Origin of the sequence: Clostridium sediminicola, assembly GCF_050402865.1 — a bacterium.
GTDB classification, from domain to species: domain Bacteria; phylum Bacillota; class Clostridia; order Clostridiales; family Clostridiaceae; genus Clostridium_AF; species Clostridium_AF sediminicola.
The window spans coordinates 1-26,896 of the sequence record NZ_BAABMF010000033.1 but is presented as its reverse complement, the minus strand read 5'-3'; the positions used below and the strand labels follow the sequence as shown (position 1 = coordinate 26,896).

Annotated in this window: 19 protein-coding genes, 3 tRNA genes and 1 rRNA gene; 21 read left to right on the top strand and 2 right to left on the bottom strand. The window is 29.4% G+C overall.

The genetic code is table 11. The features are described from left to right. Window positions 1-6: 6 nt before the first annotated feature. The 18 genes from rrf (at window position 7) to ACQ3F0_RS25330 (ending at window position 19,760) form a co-directional block, all read left to right on the top strand. A 5S ribosomal RNA gene (gene rrf / locus ACQ3F0_RS25415) occupies window positions 7-123 on the top strand. A gap of 5 nt (window positions 124-128) precedes the next feature. Next, window positions 129-204, top strand: a tRNA-Phe gene (locus tag ACQ3F0_RS25410). 3 nt (window positions 205-207) lie between these two features. Then, window positions 208-282 (top strand) — tRNA-Gly (locus ACQ3F0_RS25405). Between the two features lie 4 nt (window positions 283-286). Further along, window positions 287-360: transfer RNA gene (locus ACQ3F0_RS25400), tRNA-Cys, on the top strand. 243 nt (window positions 361-603) lie between these two features. Then, the gene (gene htpG / locus ACQ3F0_RS25395) at window positions 604-2,478 is read left to right on the top strand and encodes a molecular chaperone HtpG (protein ID WP_428868609.1); all 1,875 of its coding nucleotides are present in this window, start codon (window positions 604-606) and stop codon (window positions 2,476-2,478) included. Window positions 2,479-2,740: 262 nt separating this feature from the next. Beyond that, a complete protein-coding gene (sdaAB, locus tag ACQ3F0_RS25390) occupies window positions 2,741-3,412 on the top strand; it encodes an L-serine ammonia-lyase, iron-sulfur-dependent subunit beta (protein ID WP_428868607.1) in 672 nt (223 codons plus the stop codon). A gap of 12 nt (window positions 3,413-3,424) precedes the next feature. Next, window positions 3,425-4,309 carry an L-serine ammonia-lyase, iron-sulfur-dependent, subunit alpha gene (gene sdaAA / locus ACQ3F0_RS25385; protein WP_428868606.1) on the top strand — a complete coding sequence of 295 codons (885 nt, stop codon included), beginning with the start codon at window positions 3,425-3,427 and terminating at the stop codon, window positions 4,307-4,309. Window positions 4,310-4,330: 21 nt separating this feature from the next. Then, window positions 4,331-4,999, top strand: a complete 669-nt coding sequence (locus tag ACQ3F0_RS25380; protein ID WP_428868604.1) for a helix-turn-helix transcriptional regulator — start codon at window positions 4,331-4,333, stop codon at window positions 4,997-4,999. 74 nt (window positions 5,000-5,073) lie between these two features. Further along, entirely contained in the window at window positions 5,074-6,282 is a 1,209-nt protein-coding gene (gene ilvA / locus ACQ3F0_RS25375; RefSeq protein WP_428868603.1) for a threonine ammonia-lyase, read from the top strand. 209 nt (window positions 6,283-6,491) lie between these two features. Beyond that, the gene (locus tag ACQ3F0_RS25370; RefSeq protein ID WP_428868602.1) at window positions 6,492-7,973 is read left to right on the top strand and encodes an extracellular solute-binding protein; all 1,482 of its coding nucleotides are present in this window, start codon (window positions 6,492-6,494) and stop codon (window positions 7,971-7,973) included. Between the two features lie 19 nt (window positions 7,974-7,992). Beyond that, window positions 7,993-9,726 (top strand): sensor histidine kinase, encoded by a 1,734-nt coding sequence (locus ACQ3F0_RS25365; RefSeq protein ID WP_428868600.1) that lies wholly within the window; start codon window positions 7,993-7,995, stop codon window positions 9,724-9,726. Next, entirely contained in the window at window positions 9,714-11,375 is a 1,662-nt protein-coding gene (locus ACQ3F0_RS25360) for a response regulator transcription factor (RefSeq protein ID WP_428868611.1), read from the top strand. Before ACQ3F0_RS25365 ends, ACQ3F0_RS25360 begins: the two co-directional genes overlap by 13 nt. Window positions 11,376-11,641: 266 nt before the next feature. Then, window positions 11,642-13,138 (top strand): sugar ABC transporter ATP-binding protein, encoded by a 1,497-nt coding sequence (locus ACQ3F0_RS25355; protein ID WP_428868598.1) that lies wholly within the window; start codon window positions 11,642-11,644, stop codon window positions 13,136-13,138. 14 nt (window positions 13,139-13,152) lie between these two features. Continuing rightward, window positions 13,153-14,136: an ABC transporter permease gene (locus tag ACQ3F0_RS25350; protein ID WP_428868596.1), complete on the top strand. Its 984-nt coding sequence runs from the start codon at window positions 13,153-13,155 to the stop codon at window positions 14,134-14,136. A gap of 58 nt (window positions 14,137-14,194) precedes the next feature. Beyond that, the gene (locus ACQ3F0_RS25345; protein WP_428868594.1) at window positions 14,195-15,190 is read left to right on the top strand and encodes a sugar ABC transporter substrate-binding protein; all 996 of its coding nucleotides are present in this window, start codon (window positions 14,195-14,197) and stop codon (window positions 15,188-15,190) included. Between the two features lie 82 nt (window positions 15,191-15,272). Further along, window positions 15,273-16,313: an NAD(P)-dependent alcohol dehydrogenase gene (locus ACQ3F0_RS25340; protein ID WP_428868593.1), complete on the top strand. Its 1,041-nt coding sequence runs from the start codon at window positions 15,273-15,275 to the stop codon at window positions 16,311-16,313. 90 nt (window positions 16,314-16,403) lie between these two features. Next, window positions 16,404-17,885 carry a xylulokinase gene (xylB, locus tag ACQ3F0_RS25335; protein ID WP_428868591.1) on the top strand — a complete coding sequence of 494 codons (1,482 nt, stop codon included), beginning with the start codon at window positions 16,404-16,406 and terminating at the stop codon, window positions 17,883-17,885. A gap of 297 nt (window positions 17,886-18,182) precedes the next feature. Further along, window positions 18,183-19,760 (top strand): PAS domain-containing sensor histidine kinase, encoded by a 1,578-nt coding sequence (locus ACQ3F0_RS25330; RefSeq protein ID WP_428868589.1) that lies wholly within the window; start codon window positions 18,183-18,185, stop codon window positions 19,758-19,760. Between the two features lie 418 nt (window positions 19,761-20,178). Here the strand turns inward: ACQ3F0_RS25330 and ACQ3F0_RS25325 are convergent, their stop codons facing one another. Further along, a complete protein-coding gene (locus tag ACQ3F0_RS25325) occupies window positions 20,179-22,197 on the bottom strand; it encodes a hydantoinase/oxoprolinase family protein (protein ID WP_428868588.1) in 2,019 nt (672 codons plus the stop codon). Window positions 22,198-22,542: 345 nt separating this feature from the next. On the opposite strand from ACQ3F0_RS25325, the gene ACQ3F0_RS25320 reads away from it, so the two are divergent. Next, a complete protein-coding gene (locus tag ACQ3F0_RS25320; protein ID WP_428868587.1) occupies window positions 22,543-23,400 on the top strand; it encodes a DMT family transporter in 858 nt (285 codons plus the stop codon). A 140-nt stretch (window positions 23,401-23,540) separates the two neighbouring features. On the opposite strand, the gene ACQ3F0_RS25315 is transcribed toward ACQ3F0_RS25320, so the two are convergent. Next, window positions 23,541-23,858 (bottom strand): hypothetical protein, encoded by a 318-nt coding sequence (locus ACQ3F0_RS25315; protein ID WP_428868586.1) that lies wholly within the window; start codon window positions 23,856-23,858, stop codon window positions 23,541-23,543. 357 nt (window positions 23,859-24,215) lie between these two features. Between ACQ3F0_RS25315 and ACQ3F0_RS25310 the strand changes: the two genes are divergently transcribed. Together ACQ3F0_RS25310 and speD are read left to right on the top strand one after the other, a co-directional pair. Next, the gene (locus ACQ3F0_RS25310; RefSeq protein WP_428868584.1) at window positions 24,216-24,563 is read left to right on the top strand and encodes a CGGC domain-containing protein; all 348 of its coding nucleotides are present in this window, start codon (window positions 24,216-24,218) and stop codon (window positions 24,561-24,563) included. A gap of 312 nt (window positions 24,564-24,875) precedes the next feature. Further along, window positions 24,876-26,462, top strand: a complete 1,587-nt coding sequence (gene speD / locus ACQ3F0_RS25305) for an S-adenosylmethionine decarboxylase (RefSeq protein WP_428868583.1) — start codon at window positions 24,876-24,878, stop codon at window positions 26,460-26,462. Window positions 26,463-26,896: the final 434 nt, after the last annotated feature.

Genomic DNA, 26,896 nt, shown 5'->3' with positions numbered 1-26,896 from the left:
TATATATCTGGTGATTATAGCTTGAAGGTAACACCCGTTCCCATTCCGAACACGAAGGTTAAGCTTCAACACGCTGATGGTACTGCACGGGAGACTGTGTGGGAGAGTAGGACGTTGCCAGGTAATAAGGCTCGATAGCTCAGTCGGTAGAGCAGAGGACTGAAAATCCTCGTGTCACTGGTTCGATTCCAGTTCGAGCCACCACAAGCGGGAGTGGCTCAGTGGTAGAGCGTCACCTTGCCAAGGTGAACGTCGCGAGTTCGAATCTCGTCTTCCGCTCCAATAGGGCGCTATGGCCAAGTGGTAAGGCAGAGGCCTGCAAAGCCTTTACCCCCGGTTCAAATCCGGGTGGCGCCTCCATAAAAACCTCAACTGAGAAGTTGAGGTTTTTTGTTTTAATAATGATTTTAAATGATACGGGATTGAAATAAAATATGAACTAAAAAGTATGAAGTTTTTATTAAAAATAAACAAAAGAAATTGACATAGAAATTTAAATATGGTATATAAAGTATAGGGTTAGCACTCGAGAGAGTAGAGTGCTAACAAAATTGAAAATATATTTTTTCAAAATGTTGTTTTATTATGAAAGGGGAATTTTACATGGCAAAAAAACAATTTAAAGCAGAATCTAAGAGATTATTAGATTTAATGATTAATTCAATTTATACTCATAAGGAGATATTTTTAAGGGAGCTAATTTCAAATTCTAGTGATGCAATTGATAAAATTTATTATAAAGCATTAACAGATGATAGTTTAAGCTTTAATAAAGAAGATTATTATATAAAAGTGGATGCTGATAAAGAAAACAGAATTTTAAAAATATCTGATAAAGGTATAGGAATGACAAAAGAGGAATTAGAAGAAAATTTAGGGGTAATAGCTAACAGTGGATCCTTTAAATTTAAGAAAGATAATGAAAGTAAAGAGGATTTTGACATTATTGGTCAGTTTGGTGTTGGATTTTACTCTGCATTTATGGTAGCTGATAAAGTTACTGTTATCAGTAAGGCTCTTGGAAGTGACATTGCATATAAATGGGAATCAGAGGGAGCAGATGGTTATAATGTTGAGTCAACTGAAAAGGATTCAGTTGGTACAGTTATTATATTGAAAATTAAAGATAATACAGAAGATGAGAAATATGATGAGTATTTAGAAGAGTATAAGTTAAAATCTATCATTAAAAAACATTCGGATTTTATAAGATATCCTATAAAAATGGATATTACAGAAAGTAAACTCAAAGAAGGTAGCGAAGATGAATATGAGGAGTTTGTAGAAGAACAGAATATAAACAGTATGATTCCAATCTGGAAAAAAAATAAGAGCAAACTTACTGATGATGATTATAACAATTTTTACACTGAAAAGCATTATGGTTTTGACAAACCAATAAAGCACATTCATATAAGAGCTGAAGGTATGGTTTCATATAGTTCAATTTTATATATACCAGAAAACACTCCTTATGATTTTTACACAAAAGAATATGAAAAAGGTTTAGAACTATATTCTAACGGTGTACTTATAATGAATAAATGCTCAGATTTACTTCCGGACTATTTCAGTTTTGTAAAGGGAATAGTTGACTCAGAAGATTTATCTCTTAACATATCTAGAGAAATGCTGCAACATGATAGACAATTGAAACTTATTGCTAAGAATATTAAATCTAAAGTGAAAAGTGAACTAAAAAAAGTTTTAAAAGATGAAAGAGAAAAGTATGAAAAATTCTTTGAGTCTTTCGGTAGACAATTAAAGTATGGTGTATATGATAATTTTGGTAGTGAGAAAGATTTCTTGCAAGATTTATTAATGTTCTATTCTTCTAAAGAGAAAAAATTAGTGACTTTAGATGAGTATGTTGAAAGAATGCCTGAAGATCAAAAATACATTTACTATGCTTCTGGGGAATCAAATGACAGAATTGAAAAATTACCTCAAACAGAATTAGTAGCAGATAAAGGATATGAAATTTTATATTTTACAGATGACATAGATGAGTTTGCTATTAAAATATTAATGAATTATAAAGAAAAAGAATTCAAATCTGTATCTAGTGGAGATTTAGGCATAGATTTAGAAGAAAGTGATTCTAATATTGAGGATAATGAAAATAAAGAGTTATTCCAACATATGAAGAATGCTTTATCAGATAAAGTCAAGGATGTTAGAGTATCAAAGAGATTAAAAAAACATCCAGTATGCTTATCTAATGATGGTGAGCTTACTATAGAAATGGAAAAAATACTTAGTTCAATGCCTAATAACCCAAATATGAAGGCTGATAAAGTTTTAGAAATAAATGTTAATCATGATGTGTTTAAGTCATTAAAAGATGCATTTGAAAATGATAAAGATAAACTAAATCTTTATACAAATTTATTATATAATCAAGCACTGTTAATTGAAGGATTACCAATAAATGATCCAGTTGAATTTACAAATAATATGTGCAAAATAATGAAATAATTTAAGAGATGTATAAATAGAGGAATATATTACGTAAAAGTAATATATTCCTTTTGTTTTGTTAAAATTTATTAATAGAAAATTATTTTGCGTTTTACTAATATATGTAATATGTAGGATATTCGACTTATAGGCATACATAAAAATAAATCTTATTCAAAAATTTTAACAAAAGGTTGACAAAAAGTTTAATGTTATGTATAATTTTGTCGAATGATAGAAAACGATTAACAATTTTTAATATTTTGTGGGGGTGAATTGCGTGAGTAATTTAAGTGTTTTTGATTCAATAGGCCCTATAATGGTTGGTCCTTCAAGCTCACATACTGCTGGGGCTGTTAGAATTGGTAAATTGGCAAAGAAAATTGTAGGTAGAAAAATTAAAGAAGTAAAAATTTATTTACATGGTTCTTTTGAGAAAACATACATAGGACATGGGACAGACAAGGCATTAATCGCAGGATTGTTAGGATTATCTACAGATAATGAATTAATTAAAGATTCATTAAGATTAGCTAGTGAAGAGAATCTGAATTATGAATTTTTACCTATAAATATTTCTGATGCACATCCTAATACTGTTAGGTTAAAAATAAAGGATATTGATGATAGAGAAACAGTTATAACGGCTTCTTCGATAGGCGGAGGGAATATAGTTGTAACTGAAGTGGATGGAATAAAAGTTGATTTAACGGGAAAGTATTTTACATTAATTAGTATTCATAACGATAAACCAGGGATGATAGCCAAAATAACTAATATATTACAAATATTTGATGTAAATATTGCAGTTATGAAATTGGCTAGACAAAATAAAGGTGCTTCGGCTACAGCTATAATAGAATTAGACCAAGAACTTAGTGAAAATGCAATAGATTTAATAAGAGATATTCCTGAAATAGAGTCCGTAAGAATCGTGAATCCTATAAGATAAGGAGCAAAAAAGATGTATAATTTTAATACAATATCAAAATTAATTGAATTAGTAGAAGAAAAAAATATTTCAATATTTGACCTTGTTATTCAACGTGAAATGGAGATAAATGAAAAATCCAAAGAAGATATATTAGATTTAATGAGAAAGAATTTAGCAGTAATGAAAGATGCTGTAGAAAAAGGCTTAACTGAAAATTTAAAATCAACAAGTGGACTAGTTGGTGGTGATGCTAAATTAGTAGATAAAGCTAGAACACAAGGAAAAGCAATAACTGGAGAAGTTATGTCTAGTGCAATAGCAAATGCTTTAGCAATTTCAGAAGTTAATGCGTGTATGGGAAAAATAGTAGCTGTCCCAACTGCAGGGTCTTGTGGTATTTTGCCAGGAGCATTATTGGCTGTAGTTAAAGATAGAAAAATAGATGATGAAAAAGTTGTACAAGCAATGTTTGTAGCAGCTGCTATAGGCATTGTTATTGCTGAGCAGGCTTCTGTGTCAGGAGCAGAAGGAGGGTGTCAAGCTGAATGTGGATCTGCTTCTGCAATGGCAGCTGCCGCTATTGTTTATATGTTAGGAGGAACTAACAAACAAATATGTAATGCTGTTGCATTGTCTTTGAAGAGTATTCTTGGTTTAGTATGTGATCCAGTTGCTGGATTGGTAGAAGTGCCTTGTGTTAAAAGAAATGCGATGGGAGCTGGAAATGCTTTAGTATCAGCAGAAATGGCTTTAGCAGGAGTAGAAAGTGTTATACCTGTAGACGAAGTTATATTAGCTATGAAAGAAGTTGGTGATTCCATTCCAAAAGAACTAAAAGAGACTTCTATAGGCGGATTAGCTGTTACTCCAACAGGGTGTAAAATAAAAGATAGACTGTTAGACTGTAAATTATAATTTTTGTGGAAAGGATAAATTATGAGAATTTTGAATGATAATAATAGAATACTTCACCCATATTTAGAAAATTTAAAATCAGTTGCTAAAGGAATGCAAGAGACTTTAGGGCCTAAAGCAGAAATAGCTATTCATGATTTGAGTAATCCTGAAAGTTCATTAGTTTTTATTGTTGGTGAACTTACACACAGAGAATTAGGTTGTTCAGTAACGGATTTGGTTTTTACAACAATAAGAAATGAAAATGACCCAAAAGATATTATAAACTATCGTAGCAAAAATAAAGATGGAAGAGTGTTTAAATCTTCTACTATGTTTATAAGAAATGAACAGAGAAATGTTATAGGATGTTTTTGTACAAACTATGATATAACAGAATTACTTTATGCTAAAACGTGCATAACAGATTTTTGTGAAAGTCAAGATAAAAATGGCTTGGTAAATGATTATAAAGAAAATTTTGTTGGCGACGTAAATGATGTGTTAAAACAATTGATTAAAGAGTCTAAAGATAGGATAGGAAAACCAATATCTTTTATGGATAAAGAGGATAAATTAAAAGTAATTGACTTTTTAGATAAAAGAGGAGTATTCATGATAAAAAGTTCAGTTGAAATTATAGCTGAAGACTTAGGAGTATCTAGGTATACTATATATAACTATTTAAAAGAACTGGGTAAAGATTTTTAACTAAGTTTAATTTATGAATTGATAAATTAGCTAAGTATAAAAAAATAAAAACAAAAGTTAAATGGAGGAATAAAGTGATAACTCTAGATAATATTAAAGAAGCAAGAAAAAATTTAAAGGGAATCATCAAAAAAACAAGTTTAGAACACTCTAAGACTTTTAGCGAATTAAGTAAAAATGATATTTATTTAAAATTAGAAAATTTACAAAAAACAGGTTCATTTAAAGTTAGAGGAGCTTCAAATAAAATAGCAAAACTTACTGAAGAAGAGAAGAAAAATGGTGTAGTTGCAGCATCAGCTGGTAATCATGCTCAAGGAGTTGCTTTAGCAGCTTCAAAAGCAGGTATTAAATCAACTATTGTAATGCCAAAAGGAGCTCCTATTGCTAAAGTGAAAGCAACAAAAGAATATGGTGCTGATGTAATATTACATGGAAATTCTTATGACGAAGCACATGAAAGAGAATTGAAATTCTCTAAAGAAACTGGGGCAACAATATTACATGCTTTTGATGATTTAGATGTAATTGCTGGACAAGGAACAATAGGATTGGAAATTTTAGAAGATTTACCTGATGTAGATGTTGTAATAGCACCTATTGGTGGTGGTGGCTTATTATCAGGTATAGCAGTTGCAGTTAAAGCCACTAATCCAAATGTACAAGTAATAGGGGTTGAAGCAGCGACAGCAGCTTCTATGAAAGAATCAATAAAAGCTGGAGAACCTGTAACTTTAAGTAATGTAGATACAATTGCAGATGGTATAGCTGTGAAAAGACCAGGAAATTCAACATTTGAGATTATCTCAAAATACGTTGATGGAATTGTAACAGTTAATGAAGAAGAAATTGCACATACTATTTCTTTGCTGCTTGAAAGAGCAAAGTTAACTGTAGAAGGAGCAGGAGTAACCGCTTTAGCAGCAGTTATAAATGATAAAGTATCTTTCCAAGGTAAAAAAATAGCTGTTGTTTTAAGTGGTGGTAACATTGATTTAGATATGATATCATCAATAATTGATAGAGGTATGTTAAAGGCAGGAAGAAGACTGGTTATTACTACATCTCTACCTGATACTCCTGGAGCTTTACAAAAGATATTATGTGTTATTGGTGAGACTGGGGCAAATGTAATTTCTGTTAATCATGACCGTCTTAGTTCTGATATTTCTTTTAAACAAGCAGAAGTTAAGTTTGTATTAGGAACGAAAGACCATGAGCATATAGAATGTATTATGGAAGCTATAGAAGATAAAGGTTATAAAGTACTAAAAACAAAATAGATATAAGCGATGAAACGTTTGTTAGATATAAATTAATGGAGACTACTGAAAAGGAGTCTCTATTAATTTATATAAAGAGAAATTTTAAAACTCATTGAAAGTTAAAATACGGCTAACGGTTATAATAATCTTAAGAAAATTCAAACATTCGACATTTTGTGATATAATTAATATAGTTTGGGATTTGAAAAATTTGAGGGGTGAATTTATTGTTGAAAAAGATATTGACTTTTATTTTAATAAGTCTTTTTTTCACGTCTTGTTCTCAGCAAAAGCTAGTAAATAATGAAATTATTAATAATGATAAAAATACAAAATTTGAAAATCTAGATATACCAGAAAATTATGATATAAGGCAATTTGACGGAATGGCACTTAACTTTATAGTTGAAAATAATCTATATGCTAATATTCTATCTCGTGAAAGTGAAGAATTCTTTGAGGTTACTGGGATTAATGTAAAAATAAAAGCAATGGATTTTGATACTTTAGTACAAAAAATAAATTTAGATTTTATATCCAAAGCTGGAGAATACCAAATTGTTTATGTTGACCCTTATCAAACTTTAAATAGATTTTATGATTATCTCGAAGTGCTAAATTCTTATAATGAAGATTCAAAAACTCCTAAAATTGAAGGGTATACGGAAGATTTTTTTACCAATCAAACCTATGTAAGCTCATATTTTAAAGAAGATAAAAATCTATATACTGTACCTTTTGATAGTACTACAATGATTTTTTATTACAGAAAAGATATATTTGATAAATATAAAGATAGATTTTTGGAAGAAAAGGGTTATGATTGGACTCCTGGAACAAAGGATTTTACTTGGGAAAGGTTTTGTGAAGTTTCTAAATGGATTGATGAAAACGTACCCGATGAAGAAGTTAAGTATGGAAGCGGACAAATGGCTCAAAAACATAATTCTATTTTCTGTGATTTTTCTAATGTACTATCAGCTTATGGCGGAGATTACTTTTCTGATGAGAATATTAACACACTAGGACTAGATAGTTTTGATAAAATAAATGTACTAGACAGAAACTTTATAGAAGCATTAGATATGTATAAGCAAGTTGTAAAAGTAGCTGCACCTGAAAGTATTAACTGGAATTGGACGGATACAGCTAATGCTTTTAAAAATGGAGAAATTGCCATGATGGCTAATTGGGATGAAAATTATACTTATATGGAGCAGGAATCTCAATCTAAGGTATATGGTAAAATTGGATATTCTATTTTGCCATATGGTGATGTAAGGAGTGCTAATATTTATGGTGGTTCTGGAATTGGTATAAACAAATATGCTAATGAAAGGGAAAAGCAAGCTGCATGGTTATATATTGTTTGGGCAACATCTAGGGATATGCAATTGAAAGTTTTAAGACATCCTGAAGGAGGAAGCTTACCAACTAGAAAGTCGGTATATGAAGATACTTTTATACAATATCAAATAAAAAATTTAGATTCGATTTTCGAAGATGATACGTCTATTAAGCATATGAGAGCTGTTTTAGAAGCTTGGGAAACAGAAAATTTATATTTAAGACCACAAATATCTAATTTTTATGAAGTAGAAAGAATAATAATTAGTAATTTACACGAAATGATTAAATTAAATTTAAATAGTGTTGAAGTAAGTAAAAAAATATACTTAGAGTTAAAAGATATAAAATTAAACGAATAAATTAAGTGGAGGTATATAGGTGAAAAGTGTAAGAGTATTCAATACCCTTCGTATCAAGCTTGCAATAATAGCAATCATTTTAATCACTTTTCCAATTATAGCAATATCAGTCACTTACTCTAGAACTGTTAAGAATATTATAAAAAATAAGTATACTGAAACAGCTATTCAATCTGTATATGAGACAGGAGAAAAGATTAATTTCATTTTAAAAGATATTGAAGAATTTTCTACAGTTATTATATCTAATGAAAATTTTTTGGCTATGCTAAATAATTCTATAAATTCCAGTGCTTATCAATTTAATAATAAACTAAGAAGTTTTATTACTTTGAGAAATGATATTGAAGCTATCGATTTAATTGTTAATGATGAATATTATTCTATTGGTGTGAAAAAAACATCCAAGGAACAAATTTATTATAATAAACTTGTAAATTCTACTGGTGAACCTATTTGGATTCAAACGAAAAATAAAGAAATCGAAATATTATCAGGTAAGTTTAGAAAATTCTATTTTACTTTAGCTCGAAAAATTATAGATTTTAATACATTAGAAAATTACGGATATTTGATGATTGATTTGGAAGAAGGAATACTGAAGCAGGCATATACAAGTCTTTTGGATGATGATAATGCGGAGATATTTATTTGTGATAAATATGGTAAAATAATAAGTCATCACGATAATAATAAAATAGGAGAATCTATTATATTTGAACCTTATGCAAATATAATTTTAGAAGACAAAAACGGACATGATTATGTTCAATATAAAACGGATATTGATAAAGTTGCTATTTATTCTACAATTGAAAGTAATGGTTGGAAAGTTATTAAAACAATTTCAACAAATTACTTATATGAAGAAATAAATAGAATGCAAAAATACTTTATTATTGGCGGGGTAATTTATGGCTTTGTTATAATACTTTTTATGATACTTTTTTCTATTAGATATACAGAGCCTATGATTAATATGATGGGTGTAATAAAGCAAGTTGAACAAGGTGACTTAACTGTGAGAACTGAAGTCAAATCCAACGATGAAATTGGTCAACTTGGAGATAGTTTAAACAACATGATAGAGGAAATTCAAGTGCTTATTGAAAGATTAATTGAAGAAGAACAATCAAAAAAAGAATTAGAATTAGAAGCACTACATGCACAGATTAATCCACATTTTCTATATAACACTTTAAATACTATTAAGTGGATGGCTAAAATTCAAGGTGATAAAAGTGTTAGCAAAGCAATTACTGCGTTAATTAAATTGTTAAGGATTAGTATAAATCTAGGTAAGGATATGATTTCTTTAAGAGAAGAAATAGAATACGTGAAAAACTATATAGTTATCCAAAAACTAAGATTTAATGAATCTATTAATATGAAGTATGAAATAGATGAAGAATGTTTAGATTTTACGGTGCCTAAACTTATTTTGCAACCCATAGTAGAAAATTCAATTATATATGGGTTTGAAGATGAGAGAGCTGAGCTAAATATAGATATAAAAGTATCAAAAAATGTAGATAATATTGTAATAGAAATAAATGATGATGGTCCGGGTATAGAAACTAAAGTGTTGAAGAATATTTTGAAATCAATTTCTGATGAAAATAAGTTTAGTAAGGTAGGTTTAAACAATGTTAATCAAAGGATTAAATTATATTGTGGAAATGAGTATGGATTGGAAATTGAAACTGAGTTAGGAAAAGGGACAAAGGTTATAGCAACCTTATTAATAAACTAATCTGGTTTGCATTTTATTTCAATTACGAATCCAAAAAAGGTGGTGGTATTATTTATAAGGTTTTAATTATCGATGATGAAGTTCTTGTAAGAGTTGGACTTAAGACAATGATTGATTGGGAAGATATTGGGTTTACAGTTGTTGCAGAGGCGTCTAATGGTGAACAAGGAGAAGAGCAGTATAAAAAAAACCTTCCGGATGTTATTATAACAGATATTAAAATGCCTAAGAAAGATGGACTTTGGCTTATAGAAGAAATTAGGAAAGAAAATTCAGAAGCCATAATATTAGTTTTGACGTGTTTTGACGAATTCTCATATGTTAGAAAAGCGTTAAAAGCTGGAGCAAATGACTATATTCTAAAATCTGAAGTTGAAGATGAAGAGTTAAGAGCGGTTATGGAATCTATAAAAGATAAATTAGATAAAAGAAGTAAGAAAACAAAGATACAAAATAAAACTAAAACTAATCGAAATGCAATAAAAAGATCTTTGCTAAATGACATGATTAAAGCGGATTTTAATTTTGATGATAAAATTGTTGAACGATGTTCTGCAGAGGGATTTTGTATTACTAATACTAAATTTGCCTTTGTAAATATTGCAATGAATGAAGAAATATTTCAAATCATATCAGAAAAGAAAAGTTTAAGAAGAATTAATAATGCCATTGTACATATTATTATAGATCAGCTAGTTGATAAGAATATTGAGTATATTTATAATAATTTTATGAAAAAGTATATATTTTTGATTTCATCTCCAATATTGAATTTTGCTCAATTGAAAAGAATTTTTACATCAGTTAATAATGCTGCAAAACAATACTTTAATATTCCGCTGAATATTGTTTATACAAATCCATTTGATAATATCAAGAATGTCCCCACTATATATAAAGAGTGTGTTGAAAAATCACAAATGTTTTTTTATAGCAATGAGGAATTATCTCTAATTATTAATTCCGAGGATATAAGTTTTCAAAATGCTAATGTATTTGACTTGAAAAAAGAATATAATAAAATATTTAACGAGTATATTGGACAGGAAAACTTCCACAACACAGAAAAATTAATCTATGAAATCTGTGATTATTTTAATAAAAATAAAATAAATCCGAAGATAGTAAAGATATTTTACTCCAATTTAATTGGTGATATTTTTAATAGATACAAACAATTTTTCGATGGAAGTGAAGAAATAAAGAGCTATGAATACTACCATTACAAAATTGTTAATTCTGAAAATATGAGAAGCATCGTAAGTCTACTTTTAGAGTTTACTCGTAAAGTTATTGTTGAAATTGGTCATATAAAATATAGTAGTTCTAAATTGATTACTAGTAGAGCGTTAAATTATATAGAAAACAATTATGACACAAAAATATCATTAGAAGATGTGGCTAATGAACTAAACCTATCAAAACACTATTTATGCAATGTTTTTAAAAAGGAAAAGGGAGAAACAATGTCTTTATACATAAATAAGCTTAGAATAGAAAAAGCTAAGAAAATGTTATTAAAGACAGATTGTAAAATTAAGGAGATATTCGAAGAAGTAGGCTTTTCTAATCAACAATATTTTAGTAAAGTTTTTAAAAAAATCTCAGGAATCACCATTGTAGAGTATAGAGAAAATAAGAAAAAATAAAACTTTCATAGAGAAGGTTTTATTTTTTTCGCAAAATTAGTATTTTCAAAGTGAAATATTAAGATTTTGATTAAAATAGTACATTATAAAAGTAAAAAAGTATAAAAAGAATCGAACTTTCAAACTTTTATTTTTTTTTAAGTAATTTAGTGCATATATGAATTAATCTACTCCATTTATTCCTTAGACTAATTTTATTATCATGTAATTAGAAAGTGGAAAGGAAAAACGCAGTAAAAATTACTTGAAAGGAGACAGATTGGGATATGGATAGAGAAATTAAATTAAGAGTTTCTAATATAGAAAAATCTTTTCCTGGGGTTAAAGCATTAGATAAAATTAATTTTACCGTAAAAAAAGGTACAGTTCATGTCTTGTGTGGAGAAAACGGAGCTGGTAAATCTACATTAATGAAAGTTATAAATGGAATTTATAAGCCAGATGCTGGTGAGATTTTAATTGATGAAAACGTTGTGGAAGTAAAAAATCCTATTCAAGCAAGAAGCCTTGGTATTTCAATGATATTTCAAGAGCTGAATTACATCCCGGAGATGACCATTGAAGAGAGTTTATTCGTTGGTAATTGGCCTATCAACAAATATGGCAGAGTGGATTGGGAAGAGATTAGAAAACGAACAATAGAATTATTGAAGAAAGAAAATTTACAGTATTCACCAGATACAAAACTTAAAGATTTAACAGTTTCAGATATACAAATGTTAGAGATTTTAAAGGCGATATCTTATAACTCTGAAATTATTATAATGGACGAACCTACCTCTGCAATTACTCAGAAAGAAGTTGAAGTGTTATTTCAGAAAATCAATGAGTTAAGAGATAGAGGTGCATGCATTATATATATATCACATAAGATGGATGAAATCTTTAGAATAGCTGATGAAATAACTGTATTTAGAGATGGTTGTGTTGTAGATTCAAGATCAAAAGAAGATTATGATATGGAAACGGTTATAGCTCATATGGTTGGTAGAAAGCTAGAAAGTGATTTTCCAAAAGAAGATATTCAACTTGGTGAAGATTTACTTAAGGTAGAAAATTTAACTAATAGAGGTAATTTCAATGATGTAAGTTTTTGTGTTAGAGAAGGAGAAATTGTTGGTTTTGCAGGTCTTATGGGAGCAGGGAGATCTGAAGTTATGAGGTCATTATTTGGACTTGATGAATACCAGTCAGGAGAAATCTTAATAAAAGGTAAAAAAACTGATATTAAGAATGTAAAAGACAGTATTCACAAAAAAATGGTAATGCTATCAGAAGATAGAAGACGATATGGAATAATACCTGTTAGAAGTGTTAGGGAAAATGTATCTTTATCAAGTTTGAAAAAATTTATCTATGGTGGAAGACTTCATGTAGAAGAAGAAAATAAGACTATTTCACATTTTTGCAAAAAGATGAATGTTAAAACACCTACCTTTGAAACATCCATTGAGGCCTTAAGCGGAGGGAACCAACAAAAGGTTATTTTAGCTAAATGGATGGTTACTGATCCGGATATTTTAATTGTAGATGAACCAACCCGTGGAATCGATGTTGGTGCAAAATATGAAATATATAAACTAATAACAGAACTTGCAAAACAGAAGAAGGGAATAGTAATGGTTTCTTCAGAACTTCCCGAACTAATAGGAATGTGTGACAGAATATATGTTATGGCAAAAGGTGAGATTATGGGTGAACTAAAAAGAAATGAGTTCACACAAGAGAATATTATGAAACTTGCTACTAAAACAAAGAGTTAAACAGAGGTGGAAAAATGGAAAAAAATAATATATCTAGAATATGGACAGAGGTTAAAAGTAAATATAGTATATTTTTGGTATTAGCAGCATTATTTGTTGTTTGTGCTATTGCTAATGAAAACTTTGTGTCGATAGGTAATCTAACAAATATCTCAAGACAAATTTCTGTTGGAACTATACTTGCATTTGGGCAAACTATATTAATTATTAGTGGAATGTTGGATTTATCGTCAGCATCAGTTCTTGCACTGGCAGGAGTACTTTCAGTATCGGCTTACACATCAACAGGGTCACTATTACTTGCATTTTTAGTAGCTATTTTAGCTGGTGTAGTATGTAATATTTTAAACGGTTTGATGATTACAAAGTTTAAGGCACCACCTTTTATCGCAACACTTGCTATGATGGCTATGGCTCGTGGAGCAGCACTATTATACACTAATGGACAAAACATATATCAAATAGGAGATTATGTGAAGTTTGGACAAGGTTCAATTTTTGGGGTACCTACTCCAGTAATCTTCCTTGTAATTATTATGGTAGTAACATGGTATTTATTGAAACATACAGTATTTGGAAGATCGATATATGCAATAGGTGGTAATGAAGAAGCGGCAAATGCATCCGGAATAAATGTTAATAAAATAAAAATGAAAGCATTTATAATAAATGGTGTATTTGTGGGTATAGCTGGTGTTTTATTCATGTCACGTGTTAATGGTGGTATGCCAAATGGTGCAATTGGATATGAATTTAAAGCATTAACAGCAGCTGTTATTGGCGGAACTAGTTTTACTGGGGGTATTGGTACTGCAGTAGGAACTTTGGCTGGTGCATTTATAGTAGGATTCCTAGATAACATAATGGTTCTAACTGGAGTAAATTCATACTTACAACAAATTGTTCGAGGTGCTATTATTGCTCTGGCTGTAATATATGACATCATGGCAAAAACAAAGAGAACAAAAGGTAAACTTGGAAATATTAATAAAAAATAGTTTTTAAATAGACAATGTCTATTTAATTATAAAAAAATATATTTTAGGAGGAAAAGAAATGAAAAAATGGTTAGTGGCTGTTTTAACTGTAGTATTTATGGTTCCTTTATTAGCAGGTTGTTCAGGAAAGAATAATACTGCAACTAATACTGGAACAGATACAGAAAAGAGTGAAGGTGATTCTTATAAAGTTGCTTATATAGCAAGAGCTCAAGCAGATTCATTTGCTGCATGGCTTGCAAATGCAGTTGTAGAGGAAGCAGGCAAATATGAAAATATTGAAGTTGATGTATTTGATGGTCAAGCTTCTGATGACACTGAAAACTCATTAATTGAAAATGCAATTACAAATAAATATGATGCGATTATCATTCAACCAAATAATGGTGAAGCACAAAGACCTTATGCTGAAAAAGCTGTTGCAGCTGGGATAGTTACAATTACAACAAATGCTCGTATTGATGGAATTGAAGGTGCATCTTCTGTTGATGCTGATCCATATGCACAAGCTAAAGTAAATGCTGTTGCTGCTATTGAACAAATTCCAGAAAATGCAAATGTAGTTGTGTTGAAGGGACCTCCAGGAAACTTCCATGCTGATGCTAGACGTGATAGCTGGGAAAAGGAATTCTTTGCTAAGCGTCCTGATGTAAAAATTGTTGGTGAAGAAATAGCTAATTGGAACAAAGATGAAGCTATGAATTATATGGAAACATGGGTACAAGCTAATGATAAAATAGATGCTATTATAGCGATGAATGATAACATGGCTGCTGGTGCTCTAGAAGTTGTTAAAGATAATGCTAAATATGATGGTATATTAGCATATGGGGTTGATGGAACTGCTGAAGCTTGTTTATTAATAGAACAAGGATTAATGACTTCAACAAGTTTACAAAGTGCATATGCTTTAGCAGAAGCTCTTTTAGATACTAGTAATAAACTTTTAACTGGTGAAGAAAAGCAAATTGATATTGATATCGATTGCCCATTAATTATAAATGAAAACGTAGAAGAATACATTGAAATGCACAAAAAAGCTGGAGCTCTATAAAATTATTAAATACTAAAAGAAAAATAGATGGTACGTAAATTTTAATATTTGCGTACCAATCCTAATATATGGAGGTTAAATAATGAAGAATAAAGCTGCTTTTATGCAAGGCACAAATAATATGGTTTTTAAAGATGTTCCAATGCCAGAAGTTTCAAAAAAAGATGTTTTAATTAAAGTAGATGCTGTTGGAATATGTGGTTCTGATGTACACTATTATCAGCATGGAAGAATTGGTGATTTCATTGTTGAAGGTGACTTTATCTTGGGGCATGAATGTGCTGGAGAAGTTATAGAGATAGGAAGTGAAGTTAAAAATCTAGTTGTTGGAGATAGAGTTGCATTAGAGCCAGGAAAGACTTGTGGTAAATGTGAGTTTTGTAAGGAAGGCAAATATAATCTTTGTCCAGATGTAGAGTTTTTTGCTACTCCTCCTTATCATGGTGTATTTGCTAATTATGTTTCTCATCCTGAAGATATGTGTTTCAAGTTACCAGAAAATGTTTCAAATGTAGAAGGTGCCTTAGTTGAACCCCTTGCAGTTGGACTACATGCAGCAAATCAAGGTGAGGTAAAACTCGGAGATACTGTTGTTATATTTGGAACTGGATGCATAGGTCTTGTGACTTTACTTTCATGCAAAGCAAAAGGTGCTTCTAATATAATAGTTGTTGATGTCTTAGATAAAAGACTGCAAACTGCCAAAAAACTTGGCGCAACTAGTATAATAAATGCGAAAGATACTGATGTTATAAAGAAAATTGAAGAGTTAACAGATGGAAAAGGTGCTAATGTAGTTATCGACACTGCAGGAGCAGAAATTACTGTTAAGCAGACTGTAGATGTTGTAAAACGTGGAGGAATAATAGTACTGGTCGGAATGACTCCTAAAGATGAAGTTGAATTTAATTTTATGAAACTTATGGGTAAAGAGGGAGAAGTAAAGACGATTTTCCGATACAGAAACTTATATCCAGTTGCTATAAATGCTATTGCTAGCGGAGCTATTAATGTAAAAAGTATAGTAAGTCATGAATTTGATTTTGAAAATACAAAAGAAGCTTTTGATTTTGTTGTGAATAATGCTAGTGATGTTGTAAAAGCAGTCATTAAGATTAAATAAAATACTATATAGATTCTACTATGAAATTTAGAAAAACATGTTTAAATTAGTTAATGAACTGAGACATCTATAAGTAGAAAGGGGAAAGTAATGTATTTTTTAGGAATTGACATTGGAACAACATCGGTAAAAATTATTGCTACTGATGAAAAAGGAAATGTTGTTAAATCTATTAGTAAAGAGTATCCACTTTATTTTCCTAATCCTCTTTGGTCAGAACAAAATCCAGAAGATTGGTGGAAACAATCAATAGTTGGATTAAAGGAACTTTTTGAGGATTTAGATAAGAATAAAATAGAAGCAATCAGCTTTAGTGGGCAAATGCACGGAATGGTTATACTTGATAAAAATGACGAGGTTATAAGACCTGCAATTCTTTGGAATGATCAAAGAACAGATAAAGAATGCGATTACCTTAATAGTGTGGTAGGTCAAAAGAAAATATCTGAGTGGACAGGGAATTTAGCTCTTACTGGGTTTACTGCACCTAAAGTACTGTGGCTAAAGAATAATGAACAGGAGAACTTTACTAAAATAGAAAAGTTAATGCTCCCAAAAGATTACTTAGCTTATAAAATGACAGGTGTATTTGCAACAGATATGTCCGATGCTTCAGGAACTTTATATTTAGATGTTAAAAATAGAAGATGGTCACTGGAAATGTTAGAACTTTTAGGGATATCTGAAAATAAGCTACCAATTTTATATGAATCATATGAAGTAATTGGAAATATAAAACCTAGTCTTGCAGATGAATTGGGTTTAAGGAAAGATGTGAAAGTTGTTATTGGAGGAGGTGACCAAGCGGTTGCAGCTGTAGGTGGTGGAGTAGTTGGACCAGGTTCATGTTCTTTGTCACTGGGAACTTCTGGAGTTATTTTTACATCTAATGAAGAATTTTTCGTTGATGATAATAATGGGCTTCATTCATTCTGTCATGCAAATGGTAAATACCACCTTATGGGGGTGACACTTGCAGCTGCGTCATCACTTAAATGGTGGGTTGAGGAAGTTAATAAAACAGATGATTTTGATGGAATACTAAATGAAGCATCAGAAGCTAGTGTAGAAGATAATTTATTTTACCTTCCATATTTAATGGGTGAAAGAACACCTCATAATGATCCAAACTGCAGAGGTACTTTTATTGGTATGAACATGACTCATGAAAGGAAACATATGACTCGTGCTGTTTTAGAAGGTGTTGCATTTTCTTTGCGCGATTCATTTGAAATAATGAAAGAAATGGGCATTGAAATTACTGATATCAGTATTAATGGTGGCGGTGCTAAGAGTAAACTTTGGTGCCAAATTATCGCTGATGTATTAAACGTAAAGGTGAATAAACTTAATTCTAATGAAGGTCCTGCTTACGGTGCTTCTATACTAGCAGCAGTTGGATTTGGACTTTTTGATACAGTACAGAATGCTTGCGACAAATTCATAAAAGTAATACAAACTATTGATCCTATAGAGGGAAATTGTAACTTTTATAATAAAAAATATGAGAAATTTAGAAAAATTTATCCGGCAACAAAAGAATTGTTTAAGGAGTTAAATTCAAAAAACTAATTTTTAAATAATACTTTTTGCAAATGGCCATTAACTTTGTTAAGGTCATTTGTGCTTTTTGTAAATATATTTTGATAACCTATTTAAAATTTAAAACTAATCTGAATTAAAGCTATAAATAATTGAAAAACACAACAAATTATAACAAATTTCTCGATGATATACTGGTATAATTATTAAAAGAATTTATATATTAACATCTTAAATTTAATTAATAATATTTATCCATGATACAAAAATTTAAAATTAAAATACATGTTATTTTTTATGAGTAAATAAATCGGAGGAATTTAAAATATGTTAGCAGATAATGAATTAAAATTGGAAGAATATGAATTTTTGCTGGATAGTTTAGATACTCAGTTATGGACTTTACATGATACCGATACCTATGGTTTTGTAAATAAAGCTCATGCAGAATTTTTGGGATTAGAGAAAGAAGATATTGAACATAAAAAAATAAAAATTGTGTTATCTAATGTTGAAGCTTATATATGTGTTGAGAGTACTATGATGGTTTGGCGAGAAAAAAAACAAATAATAACTAAAGAGTGGATAACTAATGCAAAAGGCAATCCTTGTTTATTGCATATTACAAAGATACCAATTTTTGATAAGAATAAAAATATAATGTATGTTTTATGTAAAGCTTATGATATTACTGATGATGAAGAAATGAAAAATAAATTTAGTATTAGTAGTAAACAATATAGTTCCATTGTAGAAAATCATTCTGATTTAATATGTCGCATTTTACCTGATGGAACTCTAACATTTGTAAATCAGACCTATTGCAAGTACTTTGATAAAACAAGTTCAGAGCTTTTAGGTACTAATATTCTAACGTTAATTCCAGAAGATGAACATGAATGTTTAATACAACATCTTAGTTCTTTTAACATACATAATCCTATTAGAGTTTTAGAACATCATACAATAAATTCAAATGGACAAATTAACTGGCAAATATGGAAAGATGAAGCTTTTTTTGATAATGAGGGAAAAATAATTGAAATTCAAAGTATAGGAAAAGATATTACAGATTTAAAAGAAACTCAAAAAAAATTAAATGAGGTATTGGAGTATGATAAATTAAAAACAGAATTTTTTGCAAATATTTCTCATGAACTTAGAACTCCTCTAAATGTAATACTTAGTACATTACAGCTGCTAGAATATAGAATTAAAATTGATACTATTGGATTAGCTAAAGAAGATAAATATTTGAAAATAACGAAACAGAATTGTTTTAGACTTCTTAGACTAATAAATAATCTTATAGACATTACTAAAATTGATTCAGGTTATTTTTCGGTAAATATGAAAAATTACAATATTGTACACATTATAGAAGAAATAACTTTGTCTGTAGTAGAATATATTGAAAATAAAAATATTACTCTTTTATTTGATACAGATACTGAAGAAAAAATAATGGCATGTGATCCAGACCAATTAGAAAGAATTATATTAAATTTATTATCTAATGCTGTTAAATTTACTGAACCTGGTGGAAGTATAATCGTTACTGTATGTGATAAAGGTGAATATATATTAATATCTGTGAAAGACACGGGAATAGGAATTCCACAAAATAAATTAGATATAATTTTTCAACGTTTTAGGCAGATAGATAAATCATTCTCAAGAACTCACGAAGGAAGTGGGATAGGGCTATCATTAACCAAATCTATTGTTAAAATGCTTGGTGGAGAAATAAATGCTAGGAGTGAAGAAAACAAAGGTAGCGAATTTATTATAAAACTTCCTGCAAAGTTAATAGATGATAAGGATAGTATTATTGATAATATGTGTGTTAAAAATAACTATGTTGACAGTATAAATATTGAATTTTCTGACATATACTCTGTATAAAATATCAGTTAAAGTTGTTTGTCTAAATAAATGATAAACAACTTTAACTTATTTATATAACAAAATTTTTAGCTACGAATAACTATAAATGAGTCACCAGAAAGATTTGTTCTATAGTTTATTGTAAATTTACCTGCTAAATTACTATAAGAACTAATTATAACAAATTTTATATCTTGAAAAATATATACAAAATCATGTTTTTTTTGTTCATCCAGAACAATCCCGATTTTGGGACCGCCTCAACTAATGCCAGTGATAACAAATCGAACAGCAGATTTGTTTTCTTCATTCAATTTTTTTACTAAAGCTTTTCTAGTATTATCATTAAATAAAATCTCCATTAAAAGCTACCTCCTTATAAGATATACCGCACATAGGTATATTTTATAAGGAGGTAGTAAGAAAGTCAAATAGTTTATAATTCTATCCTTGCTACAGCTGTTGAAATAACTTCTGTTCCTAAGTAAACAAGGACATCTTTATCTTGCATACTTCCACAGGCAGTGTTATTTTTAATTTTTGTTGAAATACTTATATCTCCTAAGGCGCCACGTTTTTTTGCTTCTTGTCTAGCAGAAATATCAGCTTCTATTTTGGCGAATTCGGTAGCTTGTTCTAAATCATTGAAATATCTGTTTTCTTCTTTTCCGTAAACAATATAACCACATATACCTTCAGTTGATAAATCTGGTTTAATTTCAATTATACTAGTAGCAGTAATATTCCCCAAAACTGCACCTAGTGCATTTGCTACATGTGCATATTTAGGTATAATAGCTTTTGTTCCTAGTAGCTCGGCTACATCAGATAAGAAAACATGGATTGGAGCACCGATGCCAATTAGTGTTGCTGATGTGGTAAAAGTATAATCTAAAAAGCTATGTTCTTTTAAGTTTTTCGCTATTTCATAGCTTTCTTTTATAAATATATTCATAGATTCAGATAATCCGCTTTTTCTATAATTTTTGTTTTTATGCTGGAGTAAAATCCTTACAATATTGCAATAAAGTTTAAGTTTTACTTCGTTATAAACCATTTCACAAACAGTATCCAAATCACAATTAATACACATGGCAACATACATGGCGCCAAGTTTTGCTGCTTCAACATTATAATTACAGAAGTCACCTTTTATATGCATAATATCAGTGGGAGTAAGGCCACAGCGAATAATTATGCCCTCTTTTTCAAGTCTATCCATCTTAAAATTGTAGATATCCTTATTTATAGCCGCAGCTGCTTCTGAAAATATTAAAGGTCCACTCTTGAGTTTTGCACAAAATGCTTTTTCTGTTTCATTATAGTTAGGGTTGTTATCAATATCTTTTACTAAATAATAGAACTCGTGTAAAAAGTAGCTGTGAGTTTTTTTACTTGTAATTAAACGTTTTAATTGTTGAATAACTGATGGATAATCTTTTGCGATTATAGATAAAGGAATAACTCTATTTGTATCTAAGAATAATGTGCTATCTCTGTATCTAACTGCACTATCACCGCCAAGACCAAATGTATCGATAAATAGACCATCAACGAAAGTTTTCCAATTACCTATATTAATACCATTAACAGATTTTATAGGAAATCCTTTCTTTACAATGGCAATATCAGTTGTTGTACCCCCCATATCCACGACAAGACAATCTTTTTCGCCTGTAAGTTCAAAACCACCTCGAACACTAGCAGCAGGTCCGCACAATAAAGTTTCGATTGGGTGTTCATATGTAAACTCCTCAGACATCAGGGTGCCATCACTTCTTACTATTACTATAGGAACATTTATATTCCTTTCTTTAAGAGCAGATTTAATTGCTGTTAAAAAACTGGTGATTATAGGAATTAGCCTAGCGTTTAATAAAGCACTAGAACCTCTTTTAATTGAGTTTAATTCAGAAAAAAGCTCATATCCACAAATGACTGGTATATCTAAGTTTTGTTTAATAATATTTTTAGCTTTTTTTTCTAGAATAGCATTGTTATACATTGCATTTAATTCCACAATACCTACTACATCAGTATCAGCAGCTAAATCTTTGCAATACTCTTTTAGAAGTGTGAAATCAGGTTCTTCTAAAATTTCACCACTAGTCAAGCTTTTACTTTCTAAGAATAAAATTTCTTCAACAGAAGGAAGGCCATATGATTTGCCAACTTTTTGTACAATTCTCTGATCGATGCCAATAAATATAAGCTTTGCTCTACCACCTTTATCTTCTATACAAGCATTTGTAGCTAGTGTGGTTGAAAGAGATATTAGTTCTACTTCTTTCATTAATTTTTGAGGTAGTCCATCTAAAGCGTTACCTATGCCCAGCGACAAATCATCTTTCGTAGTTAATGATTTAGACAATCCTAAAATTTCTGAATTTTCGAAGTTATAAACTACAGCATCTGTGTAAGTTCCACCTGTATCAATTCCAATTCCAATTTTCATATATACCACCCTTTGAAATTATTTATCCGTTCACAAGTATTGTATAGCTATTGTTTTAAGTTTTTATTGTATAAGTATTATATGGAAATTATTATAGTATAAATTCATAAAATTACCAAGGTATATTAAATGATAACAAAATTAATTTATAATTCTCTAAAGATTATTGTATAAATTTGAAAAGTTACTAAGTTATATAAAAATGGATTAGTTTAATAATAAAATACTTTTTTTATTGAAACTCTTATATTGATGATATTTTTAAAATTGTATATAATGGGTTAATGGTATGATTTTTATTGATAATTAGTTTAAAAGAAACTAATTCAATTTAGGAGGAAAGAAATGAATGATAAAACAAAAGCAGTAATATATATGTTGTTATCTGCTTTATTTTTTGGAATTATGGCAACGATGGTTAAATTAGCTGGAGATATACCGGTATTTGAAAAAGTTTTTTTTAGAAACATAATAAGCCTTTCTGTAGCATTATGGGCGATAAAGAAAAACAAAACTAGTATATTTGGGGAAAAGGAAAACCAAAAGTATTTAATAGCAAGGTCCCTGTTAGGACTTACAGGTGTTTATCTGTATTTTTATTCTATAAACAATTTATATCTTGCAGATTCGTCAATACTAAATAAATTATCACCATTCTTTATAACTTTTTTTGCTATAGTATTTTTAAAGGAAGAACTTACATCTATGAAAGTTATTTCCATGATAGTGGTTTTTTCAGGTGCGCTTTTAATAATAAAACCACAATTTAATTTAAGTATTATTCCATCAATGGCAGGATTTATATCAGCAGCTTTTGCTGGAGGAGCTTATACTATAGTAAGATTTTTAAAAGATAGAGAAAGTCCACCAACTATAGTGTTTTATTTTTCTTTTGTTTCCGTTGTTGGAGCTCTTCCATTTATGATAGTTAATTTTGTAATGCCAACTATGATGCAATTTATATATTTGATTTTAACAGGAGTATCTGCTGCTGTAGCACAATTTGCACTAACCTATGCTTATAAATATGCACCAGCTTCAGAAGTTGCAATTTATAATTATACCAATATTATTTTTTCTGTTATACTAGGATTCTTAGTATGGGGCGAAGTTCCAGATTTAATGAGTATTATTGGAGGGGGTATTATAAGTATTATGGCTATCATAGTTTATATATCAGGTAGAAAAAAAGAGCTATTATAAAATAATATTTTTATGTGTACAAAAGAATGGTATAGATTTATAGTAATTTTGAACTTACCAATATATTCAGAACGATGGATTTTATTAGAAAAAGCATCGTTCTTTTTTATTAAATTATTTACTTTTGACATATTTGTCTTTTAATGCAATTCACCATATATATTATTTTGCTCATAGTTCATTATAGTGTCAAACATATTATTAGATATTTCTTCAGGGATTTCAGAATTAAAAAACATCAATCCTTTATCATTATAAGTGCTGCTTACAACATCTTTAACAAATAATTCTCCTTTATATCCTGAAAGAATTTCTGTGATTTGCCTACCGATTTTTGTGAATTCTTCACCTCTATTCCATGATATAAATCCAATAAATGATTTAGTAATTGAATAATTGAAACCATTTTCTATTAAAACATCATTCCAGTTTCTACAATTTGTATCAGATATATTCAAATTAAAATACCTCCTAATAAAATATACTTATTACTTTATAGGATTAATTTAATTTATTTAAAATATTCATAACTTTTATTACAGTAACAAGAGGAGTTTTAATGAATACAGATTGTTGTTTTAAATTAGGCTGATATAATATACATATAACGATGAATTAACTAAGTAAGTGTCTTTGAGTAGAGTAAACAAAAATTATACTATATGGTTAAACCACAAAAAGTAAGTTGAACTAAAATCCACCACAATATCTACCGCAGATTGATGCGTTCTGACGCTATATATTGTGGTCGCAGTTCAACTAAATTACTTTTTGTGGAATAACCACTATATATGATTGATGAAAGGAAAATTTATATGAGAATAGCAATTATAGTAAGGGAAGAGACATTGGATAGGTGTACAGGTAAAGGGTGTTTTAATGCTTTTTTTAAAAGAATAGACGCGTTTAAAGATTATAAAGATAATGTAGAATTAGTTTCTTTTACACATAATGGAGGGGATATTGATTATAAAATTCAGAAGTTGATAGATAATAATGTAAAGGTAATTCATTTATCTTCTTGTATGAGAGCTAAAAGCAAAGATTATGAATCATTAGCAGAAAAATTATCGAAGTATTTTGATGTAGTTGGATATACTCATGGATCAGTTAAAGGGAAGAATAAAGAAGCTATATGTTTAAAAAAGATTGATAATGATTAATTAATAAGGGTATAATTCATAAAATCCACTAGCTGTAGCTAGTGGATTTTATGAATTATATGGTATTTAATATGTTTCTTTTTAACTTTATCAATCATAGTAATAATACTAGAAGGTTAATTAAGGACTAAGTTTTAGAATAATGTTGTTGACAGTAAAAGGTTGATTTTCTATGAAAATCTTTAAATTTATAAAAGACTTAAAAAACATATAACCTTCGATGAGGAGGAGTGATTACATTTTTTATATCAACATTATTTTAAAATATAGCCCTATTTTAAAGTAGCATCAATATAAAAGGAGATATGTGTAATGAAAATTGAACAGTATGGAAGTAACACTTTAATCAGATATTATGATTGTAATTGTGAAGTATTGTCTAATCCAAAATCGATAGATAGATATATGAGAGAAGCTGCAACAAAAATAAATAAAGCAATTATAGATAGTGTATTCCATATATTCAATCCATATGGTGTAAGTGTAGTAGTTAATATAAAGGAAGCACGATTAACTATTTATACATTTCCTGGGTATGGATATGCAGTAGTTTCTTTAATTGCTCATGGAAGCACAATAAATCCAGAGCCTGCTTTTAAGTATTTAAATGAACATCTTAAAGTCATAACGTGTGGAACTAGGAGTATTGGGATTATTCTTTCCATTCTAGGGAGTGCTGGGGGCGTTGCTAAATCAGTGTTATCTTTACTAAACAAAGCTATTCATGATAATAATGATCCTATCCATTATTTGCTTAAAAGCTGCAACATTCATTTAATTGATTGTAAGCAAAAGGGGATGGACTATTATGAAAGATTGTTTCCTAATTTACAAGACAAGATCACATTATATGAAATTAACTTAAATGATACCAACAAGTTTAAAGCGCATTTAAAAAAGACTAGAACGACACATGTAATAGATGTTTCATATGCGGATACAGTGGAAATGTTGAGGTGCTGTAATGAATGTAAGGTTGTTTATATAAATTCGGCATTTGAAAATACTAGCGTTGATAAAAATGCAGATTTAGAAGGATTTACTTTACAAGAAAGATATAAAATCTATGAATACTATAAACCAGAATTTTCGAATACTACTGCAATAATTTGCTCTGGAATGAATCCGGGTGTTGTTCAATGGATGGCTGTAAAACTAATAAAGGAACTTCCAAATGAAATGCCACAAGGGTGTTATATAGTTGAAGAAGACACATCCTTTTATGAAGATGAATCAATTGCAGATAAAGATACTATTTATTCAACCTGGTCTCCGGTGTGTTTTTTAGATGAAGCAATTTTAAGTTACCCAGCTTTTATGAAAGAACATATGTCAATATTTTTATATAAAGAAGTTTATGAACTTCAACTTAAAGTTACTTTAGGAGAAAAACAATTTTATGGATGTCTTATGCCTCATGAAGAAGCAATAATGTTAGGAAAGTTATTCGATATAGAGTCAGGTTTTATTTATAAAGTAAATGAGCATACAACAAATTTAATAAAAAACAACTTAGGTAATTTGGATTGTTTATGGAATAAACCTATGAAAGTTCTTGATCCTGTTGATGCACCTTTAAAAGGGCAGGACTTAGTAGGTGTGCTTTTAGTATATAAAGATAAAGAAAGGTATATGTATAACGTTTCGGATAACAAAGAAATTTTTTCTAAGTATGGTACAAATGCGACGTATTTTCAAGTGGCTTGTGGAATCTATGGAGCATTAGCAACTGTATTATTAGATGATATTCCACAAGGAATTTACTATGTAGATGAATTAATATATAAGACAAACAGTAAATATGGGGAATATTTAAGTTATTATATGGAAAAATTCATAATTGGGGAAAATAAACATGTTGATGGAGATTTGCTTCATAGAATAAAAAAAGATAGGTAATATAGGGGGAATTTATTTTAGTTGTGAACTATATTTTAAAGAGATGGAATATTTAAAATAGTTTACTATAATAAATGCTCCATCTACTCTGCCAGGAGTGTCTATATGCGTGAAATCTAGAAAAAGGTATTAAATTAGAGTAAATAGAATATATATTCAAATAACAGGCTTGTATATGAAAATATAGTCTTATTTAATTTGATAAGATATTCCTTGTCGCCAAGAGAAACCGAAAAAACGGTCGAAAGAAAAAATAAAAAGACTCTTGACAACGAGGAATTGAAATGTTAAACTGATTTAGCTGTCGAAAACAGCGAGAAAGATTTAACAGATTTGATCTTTGAAAATTAAACAGAGAATGATAATAAATGCCAGTCAATGAATTTAAGTAATGAGTAAATGATTGAACTTTTCAAATTGAGAGTTTGATCCTG